16 protein-coding genes are annotated in these 18,067 nt (G+C 50.8%); 13 read left to right on the forward strand and 3 right to left on the reverse strand.

The annotated features are described in order from the left end of the window. Positions 1–70: 70 nt before the first annotated feature. Positions 71–631 (reverse strand): NADPH-dependent FMN reductase, encoded by a 561-nt coding sequence (locus D2E26_RS02570; protein ID WP_125963109.1) that lies wholly within the window; start codon positions 629–631, stop codon positions 71–73. A gap of 192 nt (positions 632–823) precedes the next feature. On the opposite strand from D2E26_RS02570, the gene D2E26_RS02575 reads away from it, so the two are divergent. The 9 genes from D2E26_RS02575 to mltG all read left to right on the forward strand — a co-directional run bounded on the left by D2E26_RS02575 (position 824) and on the right by mltG (position 11,358). Continuing rightward, positions 824–1,480: a putative ABC transporter permease gene (locus tag D2E26_RS02575; RefSeq protein ID WP_125963110.1), complete on the forward strand. Its 657-nt coding sequence runs from the start codon at positions 824–826 to the stop codon at positions 1,478–1,480. A gap of 191 nt (positions 1,481–1,671) precedes the next feature. Continuing rightward, positions 1,672–4,317, forward strand: a complete 2,646-nt coding sequence (locus D2E26_RS02580) for an ATP-dependent helicase (protein WP_125963111.1) — start codon at positions 1,672–1,674, stop codon at positions 4,315–4,317. A 230-nt stretch (positions 4,318–4,547) separates the two neighbouring features. Then, the gene (rpsD, locus tag D2E26_RS02585; RefSeq protein WP_006294053.1) at positions 4,548–5,174 is read left to right on the forward strand and encodes a 30S ribosomal protein S4; all 627 of its coding nucleotides are present in this window, start codon (positions 4,548–4,550) and stop codon (positions 5,172–5,174) included. Between the two features lie 114 nt (positions 5,175–5,288). After that, positions 5,289–5,969: a histidine phosphatase family protein gene (locus tag D2E26_RS02590; RefSeq protein WP_125963112.1), complete on the forward strand. Its 681-nt coding sequence runs from the start codon at positions 5,289–5,291 to the stop codon at positions 5,967–5,969. A 151-nt stretch (positions 5,970–6,120) separates the two neighbouring features. After that, complete coding sequence (locus D2E26_RS02595) at positions 6,121–6,519, forward strand: DUF948 domain-containing protein (RefSeq protein WP_125963113.1); 399 nt, start codon at positions 6,121–6,123, stop codon at positions 6,517–6,519. Then, a complete protein-coding gene (locus D2E26_RS02600; protein WP_125963114.1) occupies positions 6,519–6,755 on the forward strand; it encodes a hypothetical protein in 237 nt (78 codons plus the stop codon). The genes D2E26_RS02595 and D2E26_RS02600 overlap by 1 nt, the downstream gene beginning before the upstream one ends. A 16-nt stretch (positions 6,756–6,771) precedes the next feature. After that, positions 6,772–9,465 (forward strand): alanine--tRNA ligase, encoded by a 2,694-nt coding sequence (gene alaS, locus D2E26_RS02605; protein WP_125963115.1) that lies wholly within the window; start codon positions 6,772–6,774, stop codon positions 9,463–9,465. Between the two features lie 190 nt (positions 9,466–9,655). Next, positions 9,656–10,165: a Holliday junction resolvase RuvX gene (gene ruvX, locus D2E26_RS02610; protein WP_125963394.1), complete on the forward strand. Its 510-nt coding sequence runs from the start codon at positions 9,656–9,658 to the stop codon at positions 10,163–10,165. Next, on the forward strand, positions 10,162–11,358 hold the full coding sequence (mltG, locus tag D2E26_RS02615; protein ID WP_125963116.1) for an endolytic transglycosylase MltG: 1,197 nt from the start codon (positions 10,162–10,164) through the stop codon (positions 11,356–11,358). Before ruvX ends, mltG begins: the two co-directional genes overlap by 4 nt. An 18-nt stretch (positions 11,359–11,376) precedes the next feature. On the opposite strand, the gene D2E26_RS02620 is transcribed toward mltG, so the two are convergent. Then, the gene (locus tag D2E26_RS02620) at positions 11,377–11,838 is read right to left on the reverse strand and encodes a prepilin peptidase (protein ID WP_164515831.1); all 462 of its coding nucleotides are present in this window, start codon (positions 11,836–11,838) and stop codon (positions 11,377–11,379) included. Between the two features lie 46 nt (positions 11,839–11,884). Here D2E26_RS02620 and aroC point away from each other — a divergent pair, with 46 nt between their 5' ends. The 3 genes from aroC to D2E26_RS02635 all read left to right on the forward strand — a co-directional run bounded on the left by aroC (position 11,885) and on the right by D2E26_RS02635 (position 15,449). Continuing rightward, complete coding sequence (gene aroC / locus D2E26_RS02625; RefSeq protein WP_125963118.1) at positions 11,885–13,078, forward strand: chorismate synthase; 1,194 nt, start codon at positions 11,885–11,887, stop codon at positions 13,076–13,078. Between the two features lie 227 nt (positions 13,079–13,305). Continuing rightward, positions 13,306–14,895, forward strand: a complete 1,590-nt coding sequence (locus D2E26_RS02630) for a bifunctional shikimate kinase/3-dehydroquinate synthase (RefSeq protein WP_125963395.1) — start codon at positions 13,306–13,308, stop codon at positions 14,893–14,895. A gap of 104 nt (positions 14,896–14,999) precedes the next feature. After that, a complete protein-coding gene (locus tag D2E26_RS02635; protein WP_125963119.1) occupies positions 15,000–15,449 on the forward strand; it encodes a type II 3-dehydroquinate dehydratase in 450 nt (149 codons plus the stop codon). Here D2E26_RS02635 and D2E26_RS02640 read toward each other — a convergent pair. Continuing rightward, a complete protein-coding gene (locus D2E26_RS02640) occupies positions 15,440–17,191 on the reverse strand; it encodes an MFS transporter (RefSeq protein ID WP_125963120.1) in 1,752 nt (583 codons plus the stop codon). The genes D2E26_RS02635 and D2E26_RS02640 overlap by 10 nt on opposite strands. A 168-nt stretch (positions 17,192–17,359) precedes the next feature. Here D2E26_RS02640 and D2E26_RS02645 point away from each other — a divergent pair, with 168 nt between their 5' ends. After that, positions 17,360–17,779: an Rrf2 family transcriptional regulator gene (locus tag D2E26_RS02645; protein ID WP_241218834.1), complete on the forward strand. Its 420-nt coding sequence runs from the start codon at positions 17,360–17,362 to the stop codon at positions 17,777–17,779. The last annotated feature ends 288 nt before the right edge of the window (positions 17,780–18,067 follow it).

Raw genomic sequence — 18,067 nt, forward strand, 5'->3', positions numbered from 1 at the left:
CTTCGCAACGCTATAAGAGAGTTGATAGATGATGTAACCGAACAGGTATAGGGACTACTTCAGTGCCACATCATTTGGAAGCAATAGCATCCAGCAGCTCATCTGCTTGAGCCTTCAAAGCTTCCATCTCATCAGGCTTCAAATCGAGCATATTCGACATAAATGCTTGGCCATCAAGCTCAACACCCGTTGTTGTTGTGTCCATAACATGCATACCAATAAAGCGCAGCACTTCGTTGAGATCACCCATCATGTAGTGACCACGAGAACGGCCTGCGCAGCTGGAATAAGTAACCAGCTTATTGGCAGCAACAGCAGGGGACTGCGAATCAGAAGATGTTGGACGGCTCAACCAATCAATAAGGTTCTTTAACACAGCAGGAATTGCATGGTTATTTTCTGGAGAGAACATCCACAGTGCGTCAGCATGATCCACTGCTTCACGTACGCGAGCCACAGATTCTGGAGTAGGGAATTCGATGTCTTGGTTCATAAATGGCACATCGGTATAGTCAAGCCATTCCACATGAGCACGATCGCCAATAAGTTCTTCAGCAACGCGTGCGAGCTGACGATTAAACGACTGCTTACGCAATGATCCAATAACAAATAACACCGTAGGCTGGCTCATGAAAACTCCTTACTCATGCGGCACAGAAACATCGGTAATTACGAACGAGCGTAGCGAGAATAAACCAAATGTGGCAGATCTTTCCCTTATGAGCAAACACAGTAATAAAAAGAAAAACACCGGGAATAACACCAATAAACGTAACGGTTGAACAAATAAGAAAAAATAGTAAGCAACAATAGACAGGCATGAATGCGAACTGAACGTACCACACTACTCAAAGCTGAGTCGGGCTACTACCAGCCACGCACTTGGTTTTTCTGGCGCACGCTGATTGTGTGCCTCGCAGTATTCTCTCTCGTTGGCCACTGGCTTGAGATCCCATACTGCACAGCAATGAACAATATGTTTGGCATTGTCTCCGACGACTATGCCGTATGGCATGACCCATGGTTCGTGCCATATTGGGTCTACGGCATTGGCGCTGTAGCCATGACGTTGATTGTTGAGCCACTCAAAGAATGGATTATTCGACGACGTAAAACACTTGGTGGCGCACTGCTCGAATCGTTCATCATTATGGTGGCATTGGCAGCCGTGCTCGAAACGGGTATTGGCCTGATTATTAATCAGCCAGACGCACAGGGCGTCTACCCATTCTGGGATAACTCGGTGCTTCCAGGCAATATTTTGAACCAAGGCTGGATCGTCAATGATTTCTTCATTGGCATTGTGGCCATGGTCTATGTGTGGCTGCTGTATCCGCTGATTTGCCAGGCCTTTAAGCATATGAGCGAAGACTGGGCCAATATTGTGTTCGCAATTATTGTTGTGGCCTTCTTGGTCTGTGTAGCAGTGACCTACACACCATGGTTCGGCGGTCCATTTGCGGCACATATGCAAGCCTAACCAGCAGCAACACTGCGCAAGCTTAAGTAGCTGCGCAACAGATATCAGGCGTTTCGTTACCGTAACCGTAACGAAACGCCTGATTCTTTTTGTACTCAAGCCAAGTTCATGCTGTTGGCTAGATGCGCAGATGGAGACGGTAGCGTAAACTGCTTCGAGTTAGATATCACTGCTGGAAAGGATTTGCATCCGTGCAAGACCCCGGAGTCATCACGCGTTCCCCGCAAGAACTTATCGGCGACCTCAATGAACGGCAAGCAATGGCTGTGCAATATGAAGGTCCTGCTTTACTCATTGGTGCAGGCGCAGGCTCAGGTAAAACGCGTGTGCTGACGCGCCGCATTGCATGGATCCTGAGCCAGTTCGGTGCATGGCCAAGCCAGATTCTGGCTATTACGTTCACGAACAAAGCAGCGGCAGAGATGCGTGAACGTCTTGAGACGTTAATTGGCCCAGTGGCACAACGCATGTGGGTCTCTACATTCCACTCGGCATGCGTGCGTATTCTGCGCCGTAATGGTGCTTCGATTGGCCTCGAATCAGGCTTCTCGATTTACGATACGGCTGATGCAGAGCGTCTGATTAAGCTCATTGCTACCGATCTCAACGTAGACATTAAGCGCTATACGCCACGTAGCATTCTGGGTCGTATTAGCGATTACAAGAACCAGCTCATCAGCTGGCAGACGCAGCTCGCTACTTATGCGGCTGATTACAAGCCAGGTATGCGCGGTTATCAATTCGGTCGCGTAGGCAATGTTGAAGAGCTGTACGCCGTGATGTACGCCGAATACCAGCATCGTTTGAAGCTTGCTAACGCAGTGGACTTCGACGATCTGATTATGCGTACGGTCGAGCTCATGCAAACCGATAAGGACGTGGCCGATTACTATCGCTCACGTTTCCGCTTTATTCTCGTTGACGAGTATCAGGATACGAACCACGCTCAGTACGTGTTAATTCGTGAACTGGCTGGCATTGATCAGGCTAAGGCAGGTGGCCGCCCACAGGCATCGGTTACTGTTGTTGGTGATTCTGATCAGTCCATTTATGCGTTCCGTGGTGCTGATATTTCGAATATTCAGGACTTCGAAAAAGACTTCCCGAATGCTCGCACGATTATGCTCGAGCAGAACTATCGTTCGACGCAAACAATTCTGGATGCTGCAAACGCTGTTATCTCGCATAATGAGGGCCGTAAGCCAAAGAAGCTGTGGACGGCTCTTGGTCAGGGCGAGCGTATTACGGGCTATGCAGCTGATAATGCACAGCTAGAGGCGCATTGGATTGCACAAGAAATTCTGCGTCTGAATGGCGAAGAAGGCGTGCCATTTAGCAATATTGCGATTATGTATCGCGCAAACGCTCAGTCGCGTGCGCTTGAGGAAGGCTTGATCCGCGCTCATGTGCCATATCAGCTCGTGGGCGGCACAAAGTTCTATGAGCGTCGCGAAGTTAAAGATGCTATGGCATATCTGCAGGCCATTGTGAACCCTGCCGATAACGTCAATATGCGTCGTATTTTGAATGTGCCAAAACGAGGTCTCGGCCCTCGTGCTGAATCGCTCGTGGCGTCGTACGCTGCTTCAATTAACCAGCCATTCTGGTCGGGTATTGAACACGTGGACCAGATTCCTGGTATGACGACGCGAACGGCAAATCCGCTGAAGCGTTTCCGTGAACTGATGCTCGAGCTTAAGCAGTTCGCTCAGGAGCATGACGCTAAGCCATCGGTTATTGTGGCGCATGTGCTTAAGGCCACAGGCATGCTCGAGGAGCTGCAGAAGTCCGAGGATCCTCAGGACGCCTCTCGTGTTGAGAATTTGTCGCAGTTACAGTCGGTTGCTGCTGAGTATGAGCAGAATACGCCTGATGCTTCGTTGGCTGGCTTCTTGGAAACCACGGCATTGGTGGCTGACAGTGATCAGCTGCCAGGGGAGCACGAGGACAGCGGCAAGGTGACGTTGATGACGCTGCATACGGCTAAGGGCCTCGAGTATCCAGTCGTGTTCTTAACAGGTATGGAGCAGGGTACGTTCCCTCACTCACGTGCTATGGAAGACGCTTCCGAACTTAGTGAAGAGCGTCGCCTTGCGTATGTGGGTATTACTCGTGCCAAGCAGCATCTCTATGTGACGCGCGCTGCCGTTCGTGCGCAGTGGGGCCAGGCTAATGAGATGATGCCAAGCCAGTTCCTCGACGAAATTCCAGACGAGCTTATTGATTGGAAGCGTCGCGAAGCTGGTATGGAGCGTATGCGCTCGAGCTGGTCCAATGATGACGACGAGTTCGGCGGTTGGGTAGAGGATGAGCCACAGGGCTACACGTTCGGTGGTTCTACATTCGGTTCCGCCGCTCCACGCACTGCCGCTCACGATTACGACGCTCAGGGACGTCGTTCTGGTTCATACGGCGGTTCTTATGGTGGCTCTTCTTACGGCAGTTCATCGTACGGTCGTTCTTCCTATGGTGGATCTTCGTATGGTGCGTCATATGGTTCTAGGTCTTCGCGTGGCTCGTACGGTTCTCGTGGATCGTCATACGGATCTCACGGATCATCGTATGGATCGTCTCGCGGCAGCGGCCACTCTGGCAAGGTAACCACTCGTAAGGTTGCTAAGTCTGCTTCGATTAAGCCAGCATCAGCCTTGGCTAATAACAATGGCCTCAATATTGCTGACTTCCATGTAGGCGACAAGGTGACGCACGATAAGTTCGGTCTTGGCACCGTTATCGATACACAAGATAAAGGTCCAAATTCCGTACTGACTGTTGACTTTGGTTCTGATGGTGTCAAGCGCCTGATGCTTCGCATGGCTCCAATCGAAAAGCTCTAGAGTTTTTCATCCACGCATTGGTGTAATCTATTACGCTGGTGCGTTCTTCATGAATGCACTGTCTGGAGTCACAGCCCATCAGTGGGTCGGCGGCCATGATTGGCCGTTCGTGTTGCGGCACGATGAAGCACTGGAGAGGCCGACTCAGCGAATAGCGGGAATTGCTGCGGTAGTTTCTGATCTATTCGTTCCGTTCAGACAACGACAGATTAAACAAAGGATTATTTATAATGACGAACGTTCAGCGTTCCCGCCGTCAGGTGCGTCTTTCCCGCGCCCTGGGCATTGCACTGACCCCAAAGGCTCAGCGCATTTTCGAAAAGCGTCCATATGCTCCAGGTGAGCATGGTCGTACCCGTCGTCGTACTGAGTCCGATTACGCAGTGCGTCTGCGCGAGAAGCAGCGTCTGCGCGCACAGTATGGCATCTCGGAGAAGCAGCTGCGCGCTGCTTACGAGAAGGGCACGCACACCGCCGGCCAGACCGGTAACGCTATGCTGACTGATCTTGAGACCCGCCTTGACGCTCTCGTCCTTCGTGCAGGCATCGCTCGCACGACCGCACAGGCTCGTCAGTTCGTGGTTCACCGTCACATCCTCGTTGACGGCAACATCGTGGATCGTCCATCCTACCGCGTCAAGCCAGGCCAGACCATCCAGGTCAAGCCAAAGAGCCAGACGATGGTTCCATTCCAGATCGCCGCTGAGGGCGTGCACCGCGACGTGCTGCCACCAGTCCCAGGCTACCTGGACGTGAACCTGCCTTCCCTCAAGGCAACTCTGACGCGCAAGCCTGAAGCAGAGGAGATCCCTGTTCAGGTGAACATCCAGTACGTGGTCGAATTCTACGCCCGCTGATCTGGATCCACTTACTGTAGATCAATACAGCATAAGGACATACATACCGACAAAGCCTCGCGATTTTTTCGCGGGGCTTTGCTCGTATTTGTAGCACGTGCAATAATCAAAAATATGCTTATTCATTTGCACTTAATTAGGCATGGCCAAACATTCTTTAACCGATACAACAGACTGCAGGGATGGTCGAACTCACCACTGACAGCATCGGGCATGGCGGACGCAGATAAAGCTGCACACATGCTGCAGGATATTGACTTTGCAGCAGCGTACTGTTCGGACACTACGCGAGCACAGATGACAGCCCAGCGCATTCTTGATGTGAACGAGCAGAATGGGCACAAGCGTCCAGAACTCATCAGTGATATGCACTTCCGTGAGCAGTTCTATGGATACTTTGAAGGACAAGACGCGTCGCTGGCATGGACGGCAGCAGGAGGTCCTCACGGCGCTCCTTCATACAACGCCATTGTGGAGCAGTATGGTCTTGCAGCAACGCGAGACTTCTTGAAAGCTGCTGATCCATTCCATGATGCAGAATCCGATGCAGAATACTGGCATCGTGTAGAAGGTGGTTTTGCACTGATTGCGAGTAACCCACAGTTACATGACGGCGACCATGTGTTACAAATCTCACACGGCAACACGCTCTTAAGTTTGATGCAGCGTTTTGCCCCTGCTGGCTATGATCTGTCAGTTCGACCACGTAATGGTTCGCATACATGGCTTGACGTGGACTTCGAAAAACCGTTAGATGAAGCCGTAACTGTACAAATCTATAACGAGCTTCACTGAATTCATACTGTGAAATAACTGTGGTTAAGATTCTGGCGTAATGAGTGCAGTCTTCGCTAGGCTTGAGTCTTAGCATTTAGCTACTGTGAATCGGTAGCTACGAGTGTGAAGTCTAAGCTTTACACTTCTCTAGTGAAAAGAGGTATACGAGATGGGTGTTGGTGAAATCGCAGGTCTGATTGCCGCAATTGTGTTTGCGGTACTCGCAGGCTTCCTCATCTACCCGCTAATTCGTCTTGGTAAATTGTTTGATCAAATTGCCGAAACGGTAAAGCAAACTGGGGATCATGCGATTCCAGCGCTTGACGAGGGTGTTACCACCGTTAAGCAAGTCAACAAATCATTGGCTGATGTTAATGACATCTCTTCAGCTGCCTCGACCACAGCAAATAATATTGGTGCCTTGACGAATCTGTATGGCTCCTTCCTTGGCAAGCCTGTTATTAAGATTGCATCAGTGTTCTATGCAGTCAAGCAGACGGCTCGTTCGTTCATGGATTCGAAGAACTCGACTCCAGCAACGGACGCTGCAGAAACCAAGGAGGCCTGATGTTCAAGCGACTACTTTGGATTGGCCTTGGTATTATCACTGGCGTTATGATCGTGAGTAAGGCTCAAGCATTCGTGAAAGCGAATACCCCCGATAAAGCCCGCCAGTTTGTGCTCGGACCAGACCAAGATCATGTGGGCATGCGCACATTAGAAAGCCTTGTGGCTGAATTTAAGACTGCACAGCGCACACGTGAAGCTCAACTCAACAAGCAATATTCCGGCATCATAGATTAAGGATTCACAACCAACCATGCGTACAGCTGAGATCGCAAAGCGATTCCTGAACTACTTTGATAAGCAGGGCCACTTAATTGTGCCTTCTGCTTCGCTGATTTCTCCGAACCCCACCACGCTGTTTACGATTGCCGGTATGGTGCCGTTCATTCCTTATCTGATGGGTGAGCAGACCCCACCTCGTCGTCGAATGGCATCGAACCAGAAGTGCGTGCGTACGCTCGATATTGACGAAGTCGGTAAGACGACGCGTCACGGCACGTTCTTCCAGATGCTCGGTAACTTCTCGTTTGGTGACTACTTCAAGGAAGAAGCCATCCACTTTGCTTATCAGCTGCTGACCACGCCACAGGATCAAGGCGGTTGGGGCTTTGATAAGGACAAGCTGTGGATGACGACGTTCACCGACGATGATGAAGCTCGTTCGATGTGGAAGAACGAGGGCGTCGATCCTGAGCATATCCAGATTCTGGGTATGGAGGATAACTTCTGGACGACCGGTGGCCCTGGCCCTGGCGGTCCTTGCTCCGAGATTTACGTTGATCGCGGTCCTGAATTTGGCGTTGACGGCGGCCCAATTGCCGACGAAAACCGCTTCATTGAGATTTGGGATCTTGTGTTCGAGAACTACCTCGTTGACAATGTCAAGTCCAAGACGGATCTGCACATTGCTGGCGAACTGGCTCACAAGAACATTGATACGGGTGCAGGCCTCGAGCGTGTGGCTTACCTGCTGCAGGGCAAGCAGAACATCTACGAAACCGATGAGGTTTACCCAGTTATCGAAGCTTGCGAGAAGATCACGGGCATTAAGTACGGCACGAACAACGAGGCTGATGTTAAGTTCCGCGTTGTGGCTGATCACGTGCGTTCGGCACTGATGATTATGAGCGATGGCGTGCGTCCAAGCAACGCAGGTCGTGGCTATGTGCTGCGCCGTCTGATCCGTCGTACGGTTGAGGCAATGCGTGTGCTCGGCTACGAAGATGCTGTTATGCCACAGCTGCTGCCAGTGTCTGAAGCTGCTATGGAGCCTAACTACCCAGAGCTCGCTGAAACGTTCAAGGACGTGTCTGAGGCTGCTTACGGTGAGGAAGATGCATTCCGTCGCACGCTGAGCAACGGTATCGAAATCTTCGATATGGCTGTTAAGAAGGCTAAGGATCAGAACGCTGACGAGACGAAGCCTGCAGTGGTGACGGGTGATACGGCATTTCAGCTGCACGATACGTATGGCTTCCCAATCGAGCTGACGCTCGAGATGGCTGCTGAGCAGGGCGTGAAGGTCGATGAGGCTAAGTTCCGCGAGCTCATGAACGAGCAGAAGTCCCGTGCACGTCAGGATGCTCTGAAGAAGCGTCACAACGTGGATCTGAGCGAATACGACGACTTCAAGAAGACGCTTGAAGCTCCAATCGTGTTCGAGGGCTACACCGAGGTCAGCACGCGTTCTCGCGTTCTCGGCATCATGAAGGAAGGCGAGGGCTCCGTTCCTGCAGTCACCGCTCCTGCCAATGTTGAGGTCATTCTGGATCGCACGCCATTCTATGCAGAGGCTGGCGGCCAGCTTGCTGATGAAGGTACGATTCTGGCTGACGATGGCGCTGTGCTTGAAGTGGACGATGTACAGAAGCCAATTAAGGACCTGATCGTGCACCAGTGCCGCCTGGTTGAAGGCACGCTCGTGGTTGGTGCTGATGTGACGGCAACAATCGATATTGAGCGTCGTGGCGCAATTGCTCGTGCTCACACGGCAACGCACATTGTGCACAAGGCACTGCGTGAAGAGCTTGGCCCACACGCAACCCAGCGTGGTTCTGAGGATGCTCCTAACCGTCTGCGCTTCGACTTCCAGTGGTCGAGCGCTCCAAGCAAGGACCTCATGAACTCGGTTGAGGCTCGCGTTAACGATCGTCTGCGCGACAACCTGCGCGTGACGACGCAAGAGATGAAGTTCGACGATGCAATCGCTCTGGGTGCTATGCACCTGTTCGGCGAGAAGTACGGCGATATCGTCCGCGTGGTTACGATTGGTGACGACGGCTGGAGCCGCGAGCTCTGCGGTGGTACGCACGTGGATTACGCCGGCAAGATCGGCCAGATCAACATCATGTCTGAGGCTTCGATTGGTTCGGGTGTGCGTCGTGTTGATGCACTCGTCGGCCAGAACGCTTACGAGTACGGTGCACGTGAGCACGCACTCGTGTCGCAGCTGTCCGACAAGCTCAACGCTCGTCCAGATGAACTCGCTGACCGCGTGAACACGCTGCTCAACAAGCTCAAGGAATCCGATCGTCGTCTGGCTGCAATGTACGAGTCGCAGCTGGCAGCTTCGGTGCCAGAGCTCGTGCAGAACACGAAGCAGGCTAATGACGCTGTGCTCGTGGCAGCAAAGAACGTCGGCCACTTCGGCTCGTTCGACGCACTGCGCAAGACGGCAATGGATGTTCGTTCCCGCTTGGGCAACGACAAGCCTGTTGTTGTGGCTCTTGCTGGTCTGTCTGAAGAAGATAAGCCAATGATCGCTGTGGCAACGAACGAAGCCGCACGTGAGCAGGGTATTAAGGCAGGCGCTCTTGTGAGCGCAGCTGCTAAGACGCTCGGCGGTGGCGGCGGCGGCAAGCCAGACTTCGCTCAGGGTGGTGGCTCCGACGCTTCGAAGATCGACGAAGCTCTGTCGGGCCTGAAGGCTCAGGTGCTCAAGGCCTGAACAACCGCCTGAGAAATTGGACAATTCCAATTTGAAGCGCTAATAAAAACATCAAAAAGCTCCGTTTTCGTAGCCAAAGGAATGCTACGAAGCGGGGCTTTTTGTGTATTGGGCTTACAAAGCTGCTAGGCTAGAGAACGTTGAGCGCAGTTGCAATGCGCTAAGGAGAGTTCGAGTGGAGGATAAGCCTATGGTTTGGCTTGGCGTTGATTTAGGCAATGCACGCATTGGCACAGCGCTATCCGACCCGCAATGTCGCATGGCTTATCCAGCCGGAAATATTGAAGTTCGAGGCAATTACGGCCTTGAATATGATGAAATCTTGAACATTATTGAAGACGAGCACGTTGATCATGTAGTGGTTGGCTTGCCATTACAGCTCAATGGGGCAGAGGGCGCCAGTGCTCATAAAGCACGTGCCTGGACGCAAGAATTGATACATCGTCTCGTTCAAGAAGTGAATGATCCACTGAGTGGAATTACCGTTATGCCTGATGTTACGCTGTCAGATGAACGCTTAACGACTGTTGATGCTCATCGACGTCTTCGTGATGCTCAGGTAAGCAGCCGCAATCACCGTGCTGTTGTTGATCAACAGTCAGCTGTGGAGATTTTGCAATCAGCTCTTGATGCTGCAAATCATTCGCGTAACGTGTCTTCCAGTAATTCAGACGAACAAACAAAGGGAGCCAATCAGTGACTGGCGAGGATTTCCACGATTTCTTTGAACAGAACACAGTCTGGGAAGATGGACAATCCTCATCAGATCAGTCTGGTCAACCGTCTTCTGCACTGCCTCCAGAACCGCCGCGCTCACGCCGTATGATGCGTAAGCAGCGTAAGGCACGCAAGAGGAAGCGCTTAATTACTGTTGTCAGCTGCGTTGCCGTTACTGGGTTATTAGTTGGCGGCGCTTGTTTCGGCGTGACGAAAGTCAGCCATTTCTTCCATGACCGTTCGTCGTCGTCTTCTCTTCAGGATTTCTCTGGTCCGGGCCATGGCAGTATTCAATTCACGGTGAAGTCTGGTCAGGGTGCTGACGTTATTGCTAAGAATCTGCAGAACGAAGGCATTATTAAATCGGCTGCAGTCTTTACGTCTTTGGTGGCATCGAATGAGATGACGATGTATCCAGGCACGTTTGCTATGAAGTATGAGATGTCTGCTTCAGAAGCAGCTAAGGTACTGTCGAACCCGCAAAATGCAGGCGGCATGGTTGATGTTCGCGCAGGCGAGCGCGTCAGCGAAGTTATTGCTAATGCAGCAAAGATTTCTGGTCTTCCTGAAACTGATTTCCAGAAGGTTCTTAACGAAAAGGGTCAAGGTATTTTGCCTGCTGAAGCCAAGGGTTCGTATGAAGGCTGGCTCGAACCTGGCATGTACGATGCCGCATCGACGAAGGATGCCGCAGTACTACTCAAGAAGATGGTTGATGCTCGTATTGCTCGTCTTAATGAGTTGGGCGTACCGCAGGGTGAAGAGCGTGAACGCATTCTGACCATTGCTTCTATTGCTGAAGCAGAAGTGAATAAGCCAGAATACTATGGCAAGGTCACGCGCGTTATTGACAACCGTCTTGAACACGATATGTCACTCGGCATGGATACCACCGTCGCGTATGGCCTTGGTATTAAGGCTAACCAGCTGACCAACGATCAGCTCAATGACGATTCGAATCCATATAACACTCGTTTGCATAAGGGTCTGCCACCAACACCAATTAGCAATCCTGGTGACAACGCCATCAGTGCAGCATTACATCCAGAAGAAGGCAACTGGTTGTACTTCGTCACTACGAACTTGCAAACAGGTGAAACGAAGTTCACCGATAGCGACGCACAGTTCCAAGAATTTGTGCACGAGTACAAAACAACCAATCCGGGTGCTAACTAAAACAACAGCCCCATAGATTTAGATCAGATGGCAGCAATAACCCAGTATGGCGGTTATTGCTGCCATTGTCATAACTGGCACATAAGCAATAACATCACGGTGTTGCAGTCGCTTCGCTATGAGTATGAATGTGCCAGCATATAAAGCCATACAAAACCACCACAAAACGAATGCACTCAGTCCAAACGGACCCATAATAAAGCCCAATAACAGCACTGCTGTTATATCGCCAAAGCCGAGTGCACCAGGTACGCAGCGGGCGAGTAGATATTGCAACGTAACGGCAGAAATTAAGCCAAAACAAGCATTCGCAAGCACCTGCCAACTCAAGATGTTGCACAGTGCTAAACCTACGAACGTGAGTGTCTGCAGCACGAGCCCCGCGGCAATGACGGCACGGGGGACTCGCAGCGCGCGTATATCCGTAACGCACGCCGTCAGCGCACATATCAAACCGGGGGCTATAGCTACCGTGTTCATGCTGTTACAATAGGCCCCAGTTTTCGTCTTAATCAAAGGAGTTGGCATGTTGCGTTGGCAAACAGCGGGGGAATCACATGGTGAGGCATTGGTTGCCATGATTGAAGGCCTGCCTGCTGGAGTAGAAATTACGACGCAAGATGTTGTGGATGCTCTGGCTCGTCGCCGTCTTGGTTACGGCCGTGGTGCACGTATGAAGTTTGAACAGGATCAAGTGCGTCTGCTGACGGGTGTGCGTCATGGTTCTACGCTCGGTTCGCCAATTGCTATTGAAATTGGCAATACAGAATGGCCAAAGTGGACCGAGGTGATGAGCGCTGATCCACTCGATCATGAGCTGGAACGCTCGGGCCGTAATGCACCATTAACGCGCCCTCGTCCAGGTCACGCTGACCTGACTGGTATGCGTAAGTATGGATTTGACGATGCTCGTCCTGTACTCGAGCGTTCGAGTGCTCGTGAGACGGCATCGCGTGTAGCACTGGGCTGCGTTGCTGGCAAGTTCCTTGAGCAGGTCTGCGGTATTCGCACGGTCAGCCATGTGCTGTCGATTGGCGGCGCTGGTATTACTGAGATTTCGCAGGCACTGCGTCCAACGCCAGATGATCTGGAGAAGCTTGATGCTTCTCCTGTGCGCACGCTTGATGCTAAGGCAGAACAGGCAATGATGCAGCGCATCGATGAAGCCAAGAAGAATGCTGATACGTTGGGCGGTGTTATTGAGGTTATTGCCTATGGCATGCCTGCTGGCGTTGGCACGTATGTAGAGTCTGATCGTCGTTTGGACGCAGCTCTGGCTTCTGCAGTTATGGGCATTCAGGCCATTAAGGGTGTAGAAATTGGCGATGGCTTCCTTGAGGCTATGCGTCCAGGTTCGCAGGCCCATGATGAGATGACGCTGGGTACTGATGGTCGTATTCAGCGACTGACGAATCGCGCTGGCGGCATTGAAGGCGGTATGTCTGATGGTGAGCCAATTATTGTACGCGCTGCAATGAAGCCAATTCCTTCGATTCCACGTGCACTGAACACGATTGACGTCACCGATGGTTCGGCAGCTCAGGCAATTAACCAGCGTTCTGACAGCACAGCAGTACCAGCTGCAGCAGTTGTTGCCGAAGCCATGGTTCGTTTGACGCTGGCCAAGTACGTACTCGAGAAGTTTGGTGGCGATAGCGTTGCAGAAACGCGCGCCAACATTGAGCATTACTTGGCTTCTTGGCCAGAGCACATGCGCTGAAATAGTAGCTGAGACTAGTAGCTGATACTAGAAGCTGACACAAAAACTTGACTTGCTCAGCAGCAAAGACGTACTCAAATGCGGTCGCGTAGGTAGGGAAAACCGAACCCACGCAACCGCACAAACCCCGCGAAAGCAGGACCCACTTGGCACGAAATACTCGTCGCACCCATAATCATCGTCATCATTCGCATCGTATTGAGCGACCAGCAGCCGTTATTATTGGCATGATGGGCGCCGGAAAAACGCGAATCGGCAAAGAATCTGCTCATATGCTTGGACTTCCATTTGCTGATGCTGATCATGTTATTGAGCATCGCATTCATATGAGCATCCCTGACTATTTCGCCGAGCATGGTGAACCTGCTTTTCGTGAAGTAGAGCGCGATATTGTCTGCTCATATCTCAAGCATTTCCGAGGCATTTTTGCACTTGGCGGTGGCGCTCCAATGACACCAGCCATTCAGGATGCACTTAAAGAGTACAAGCAGCACGGTGGCAAGGTTGTGTATTTAATGGCACATCCAGAAGAAGCAATGGAACGTGCTAACCGTGGTGGTGGCCGTCCAATGCTGCATGGCGATGCCAATGCGCGTTGGCGCAAGCTGTTTGTTGAACGAGATCCTACCTATACCAAGCTGGCCAACGTCATTGTGCGCACGCATAGTATGTCGCCAATTCGTGCAGCGGAAAGGATGATTGACGTGATTAACGAACGTATCGTGCATGTCACGGGTGAGGGCATTGAGGATTACGATGTGCAAATCGGTGAAGGTGCTTTGGCACAGCTGCCACACGTGCTCGGCTCTGGTCCTGTGCGCGTCGCGCTAATTCATACCACATCGGTTCGTCGTCATAGTGATCATGCTCGAACGCTGCTGCGTCAAGCTGGCTACGACGTGTTGGACATTGTGATTCCAGACGCTGAAATGGGTAAAACCATTGAGGTAGCCAACGGGATTTGGGAACGCCTCGGTAACGAAGGCTTCACACGTTCTGATGCCATTGTTGGCATTGGCGGCGGTGCTTGCACCGATTTGGCTGGTTTTGTGGCTGCAACTTGGATGCGTGGCGTACACTATGTGAACTGCCCAACATCGCTACTCGCTATGGTTGATGCTTCTACAGGCGGTAAAACTGGTATTAATACGCCTCAGGGTAAGAACTTGGTTGGTTCGTTCTATACGCCAGCCGGTGTGCTCGCTGATCTGCAAACGCTAACTACATTGCCAAACGATATTTTCATCGAGGGCCTTGGCGAAGTAGTGAAGTCTGGTTATATCGGCGATCCAGAAATTCTGAACATTCTGCGCGATCATGCCGAAGAACTACGCAACTTTGATGGAGCGTCGTTCTTGGGTTCGGATCTTGAGCCTGTTGTCGCCGAGCTGATTGAGCGTACGGTTCGTGTGAAGGCACGTCATGTCAGCGCTGATCTGCGTGAGGCTGGTTTGCGTGAGTTCCTCAACTATGGTCACACATTCGGCCACGCTATTGAGCAACTCGAGCACTTCCGTTGGCGCCACGGTAACGCCGTTGCCGTCGGCATGGTTTACGCGGCGGAGCTGTCTCGTTTAACGGGCTTTGTAGATACCGCATTCGTCGACGATATGATCGAGCTGCTTGAGTCGTTGGGTCTGCCAACGACTTGGCATCACCGTTCGTTCGACGACGTGCTTGCTGTTATGCATCGAGATAAAAAAGCTCGCGGCAATACGTTGCGTTTCGTTGTTGTTGATGAAATTGGTCATGCCACGCGTTTGGTCGATCCACCTGCTGACGCTGTTGAAGACGCCTTCCGTTTTGTGCAGGACTAAAAACAGCAGATTTATTGTGACGTTGATTATGTTGAATTTCTGCTCATGCGACATGGGAATGTTCAGCCCCGTGAGACAGAAATAAACATAGTGAGGAGGAACTGATGACGAAAGTACTCGTGGTTAATGGACCAAACTTGGGCCGTCTGGGTGTACGTCAGCCAGATGTGTACGGCAAGCAAGATCTGGCCGAACTAACAAGACTGTGCGAACAGTGGGGCAGTGAACTCGGCTTAGTGGTGGAAGTTCGTCAGACTGATGATGAAGCTGAAATGATTGGCTGGATGCACGAAGCTGCAGATCACGGATACCCAGTGGTGATGAATCCTGCTGCATTTACGCATTATTCGTATGGCCTGAGCGATGCTGCTCATATGGTTGGTGATGCAGGTCTGCCATTAATGGAAGTGCATATTTCGAATCCTTCGGCACGTGACGAGTTCCGCAAGCGTTCGGTTATTTCACCAGTTGCTACGGGAACGATCACGGGCCTCGGATTCTTTGGCTACAAGCTTGCACTCGAAGCAGTAGCACATATTATTGCTCAGGCTTGAGTACTGACGCCGTCAACGGCACTAACGTCAGAATCAGTACCAGCATCCGCGTCATAGCGTGCAAGCTTAAGCGCGTATCGACGGAATGTACGTTCTGTGAGAGCTGCACGCTCGTTTGCACGAGCAAACCTCAGCTGTGCACGCTGAGCTTGCAAATCTGCACGCATGGCGCGGATCTGATCACGCTGGGCACGAGCTTGAGCCTTTTTAGCCGCCTCTTCAAAGCGTTGATTGGCTTGGCGCTCATAGCGAGCCACATTAGCTTTGCGTGAGTGAGGCTTCGTCTGTGCCACATATTCAGCACGCGCCAATTTCTTACGCAATTCTCGATACGCACGAAGCTGTGCTGGATCGTAAAGTTCACCAGAATCAGCCATATGCAATGAACTAAATTGCAGAGCAGCTTGTTGTGTGAGCACAGCAATTTCTTGTGCCTTACGAGCACGCTCACGCGCATATTCGGCCTTGCGCATTTCCTTAGGCGTACGAGGTTCGCGAATAATAAACGCAAGACCTAATCCAATAACGCCAAAGACCAAGAAGATCCAGAATGCGGTAATAAAGGATCCCGTAGTTTGCTGCACACTCGAAATAATCATTGGTCCAATAAATGCGGACGGAATGAGCTCGAGCACAGAAATTGCATAGTTAATAGCAAAGTGCTTTGGTCCAAAGAATTCGCTGGCCATACTTGCCATGCTGGCCATGGAGCCACCGTAGGCAAGACCTAAGAGCACGAATCCCAGCACAATAAGCCAATAACTATTGACTTGCATAGCAATGCCGCTAATCAGCATAGATGCCAAGAACATAATCGAAATGCCAAAAACGCTGGCACGATATCCGAAACGTTCCCACACCACACCATTGAGTAGACGGCCGAAACCATTGCACAGTGAAACCGCGCCCATAGCTAACGTAGCCAGCAGTGACATCGTTGCTGCATCACCAATTGGATGCACGGCGAGCACAGCATCGGCTGCAGGAACTGCCTGGCTAATTAGAGCTAAGCCACCTGAGGTAATTAAAATCAGCCAAATAAAGAAGTACCAGAATGCTGGTCGGCCAACCATTTGTGCAGGCCTGTAATTATGCACTGGCTTCGAAGATCCCGCGGTAACAAGCTGACGGAGCTGACGCTCAGTTTCCGATGATGGCGCATGCACAATTGCAGCGGTAATCACCATAATGACAATAAATGCAATACCCAGCAGAATAAAGGTCTGCCGCCAACCCATGGTGGTTAACAGCATATCTACGAATGGGCTAAGTAAGAAGGAACCCATACCAAAGCCCATAAGCATGCCACCTGAGGCCATGCTGGACTTATCTGGATACCACTTCAATACAGTTGCCATAACTACATCAGTGCCCATGCCGGAGCCGAAGCTGGCAATAGCACCATAGGCAACATACATCGTTAAGAGATTGCTAGCGAAGGCCGCTGCAATAAAGCCACCGCCGAGCAGTACGCCGGTCGCAACCATAAGAGTGCGCCTTGAGAAGTGCTTCTCAAGAATGCCAGCAACAACCATGCCAATGCTCATAAAAATCATTGACAACGTAAAAATAAATGAGGTTTGGGTGCTATCCCATCCAAAATCTTGCTGAATAGGATCAGCAAAAAGGGACCAAGAATAGACAAGGCCCATAAGCAGCAGCGAAATAAAAGCTGTTGCAAGGTACTGGAATCGATGAATTTTCGGTTGACCTATAATAACAAAACTCCTTACAGAAATCATGAACTGATGCAGCCAAAAAATACTGGTCTACACAATGATTTCTTTACTGTTGATTGAGTGCTTTGCTTTCAATTATAAGTATGCGCTTTTCTGAGAGTGAACATAGAAATGAGATTCAACAGGTGAGACCGTGCGGTAATTGTGCCATTCATGCTTACAATAGGGGGTATGCAGATATCAAGTCGATTCACTATGGCAGTGCATGTACTTGTAGCCATTGATGTGTATGAAGAGCACAGCAAAGTCACGAGCACTATGCTCGCTGAAAGTGTGAATGCGAACCCTGTTGTTATTAGGCGACTTATTCAACAATTGAAAACAAGTGGTCTGATTAATGTGGTGCGCGGAACGGGCGGTGCAACGCTGGCCCAACCAGACACTGATATCACGTTACTGGATGTTTTTGTAGCCGTGCATGCAGTTGATGATGATGGATTCTTCCATTTTCATGAGCTCAATCCTAAGGATGCACTAGCTCAACAGATGCATAAGCTTCTCGACGAAGTGTTAGATGATTCTTACCATTCGTTAGAGAACGTATTAGCCCAAGTAACTATTGCTGACCTCGCGCAGCAAGTGCAGCAATAACTAATAATTGAAACCCCCAAAATTGAATAGGTATATAACTTAACAAAGACGCGACTTGAGGAAGCGCACCATAACTGAATAGACAGCAGCATGCAGTTTAAAAAACTGGTGTCTGCGCGTTCGAAAGACTGTATATGTCAATGGAACAGCACACTTGAAAAATTGAATACAACACAATTGAAAAACCGAAAATTCAAGAAACCGATAACTGAATCAATTCATAATTCAACAGAACAATTCAATTTCTTTTTATCGCTACGGCAGAGCCGAGCGAATACAGCACACAAG

It is taken from the genome of Bifidobacterium dolichotidis (assembly GCF_003951975.1).
GTDB lineage: Bacteria > Actinomycetota > Actinomycetes > Actinomycetales > Bifidobacteriaceae > Bifidobacterium > Bifidobacterium dolichotidis.

Bases quoted from the DNA above. Each gene is read 5' to 3' on its own strand.
- D2E26_RS02640 (WP_125963120.1), bottom strand. From the start codon at position 17,191: ATGATTTCTGTAAGGAGTTTTGTTATTATAGGTCAACCGAAAATTCAT.
- rpsD (WP_006294053.1), top strand. From the start codon at position 4,548: ATGACGAACGTTCAGCGTTCCCGCCGTCAGGTGCGTCTTTCCCGCGCC.
- D2E26_RS02645 (WP_241218834.1), top strand. From the start codon at position 17,360: ATGCAGATATCAAGTCGATTCACTATGGCAGTGCATGTACTTGTAGCC.
- D2E26_RS02630 (WP_125963395.1), top strand. From the start codon at position 13,306: ATGATGGGCGCCGGAAAAACGCGAATCGGCAAAGAATCTGCTCATATG.
- ruvX (WP_125963394.1), top strand. From the start codon at position 9,656: ATGGTTTGGCTTGGCGTTGATTTAGGCAATGCACGCATTGGCACAGCG.
- alaS (WP_125963115.1), top strand. From the start codon at position 6,772: ATGCGTACAGCTGAGATCGCAAAGCGATTCCTGAACTACTTTGATAAG.
- D2E26_RS02600 (WP_125963114.1), top strand. From the start codon at position 6,519: ATGTTCAAGCGACTACTTTGGATTGGCCTTGGTATTATCACTGGCGTT.
- D2E26_RS02620 (WP_164515831.1), bottom strand. From the start codon at position 11,838: ATGAACACGGTAGCTATAGCCCCCGGTTTGATATGTGCGCTGACGGCG.
- D2E26_RS02635 (WP_125963119.1), top strand. From the start codon at position 15,000: ATGACGAAAGTACTCGTGGTTAATGGACCAAACTTGGGCCGTCTGGGT.
- D2E26_RS02590 (WP_125963112.1), top strand. From the start codon at position 5,289: ATGCTTATTCATTTGCACTTAATTAGGCATGGCCAAACATTCTTTAAC.
- aroC (WP_125963118.1), top strand. From the start codon at position 11,885: ATGTTGCGTTGGCAAACAGCGGGGGAATCACATGGTGAGGCATTGGTT.
- D2E26_RS02595 (WP_125963113.1), top strand. From the start codon at position 6,121: ATGGGTGTTGGTGAAATCGCAGGTCTGATTGCCGCAATTGTGTTTGCG.
- D2E26_RS02570 (WP_125963109.1), bottom strand. From the start codon at position 631: ATGAGCCAGCCTACGGTGTTATTTGTTATTGGATCATTGCGTAAGCAG.
- D2E26_RS02575 (WP_125963110.1), top strand. From the start codon at position 824: ATGCGAACTGAACGTACCACACTACTCAAAGCTGAGTCGGGCTACTAC.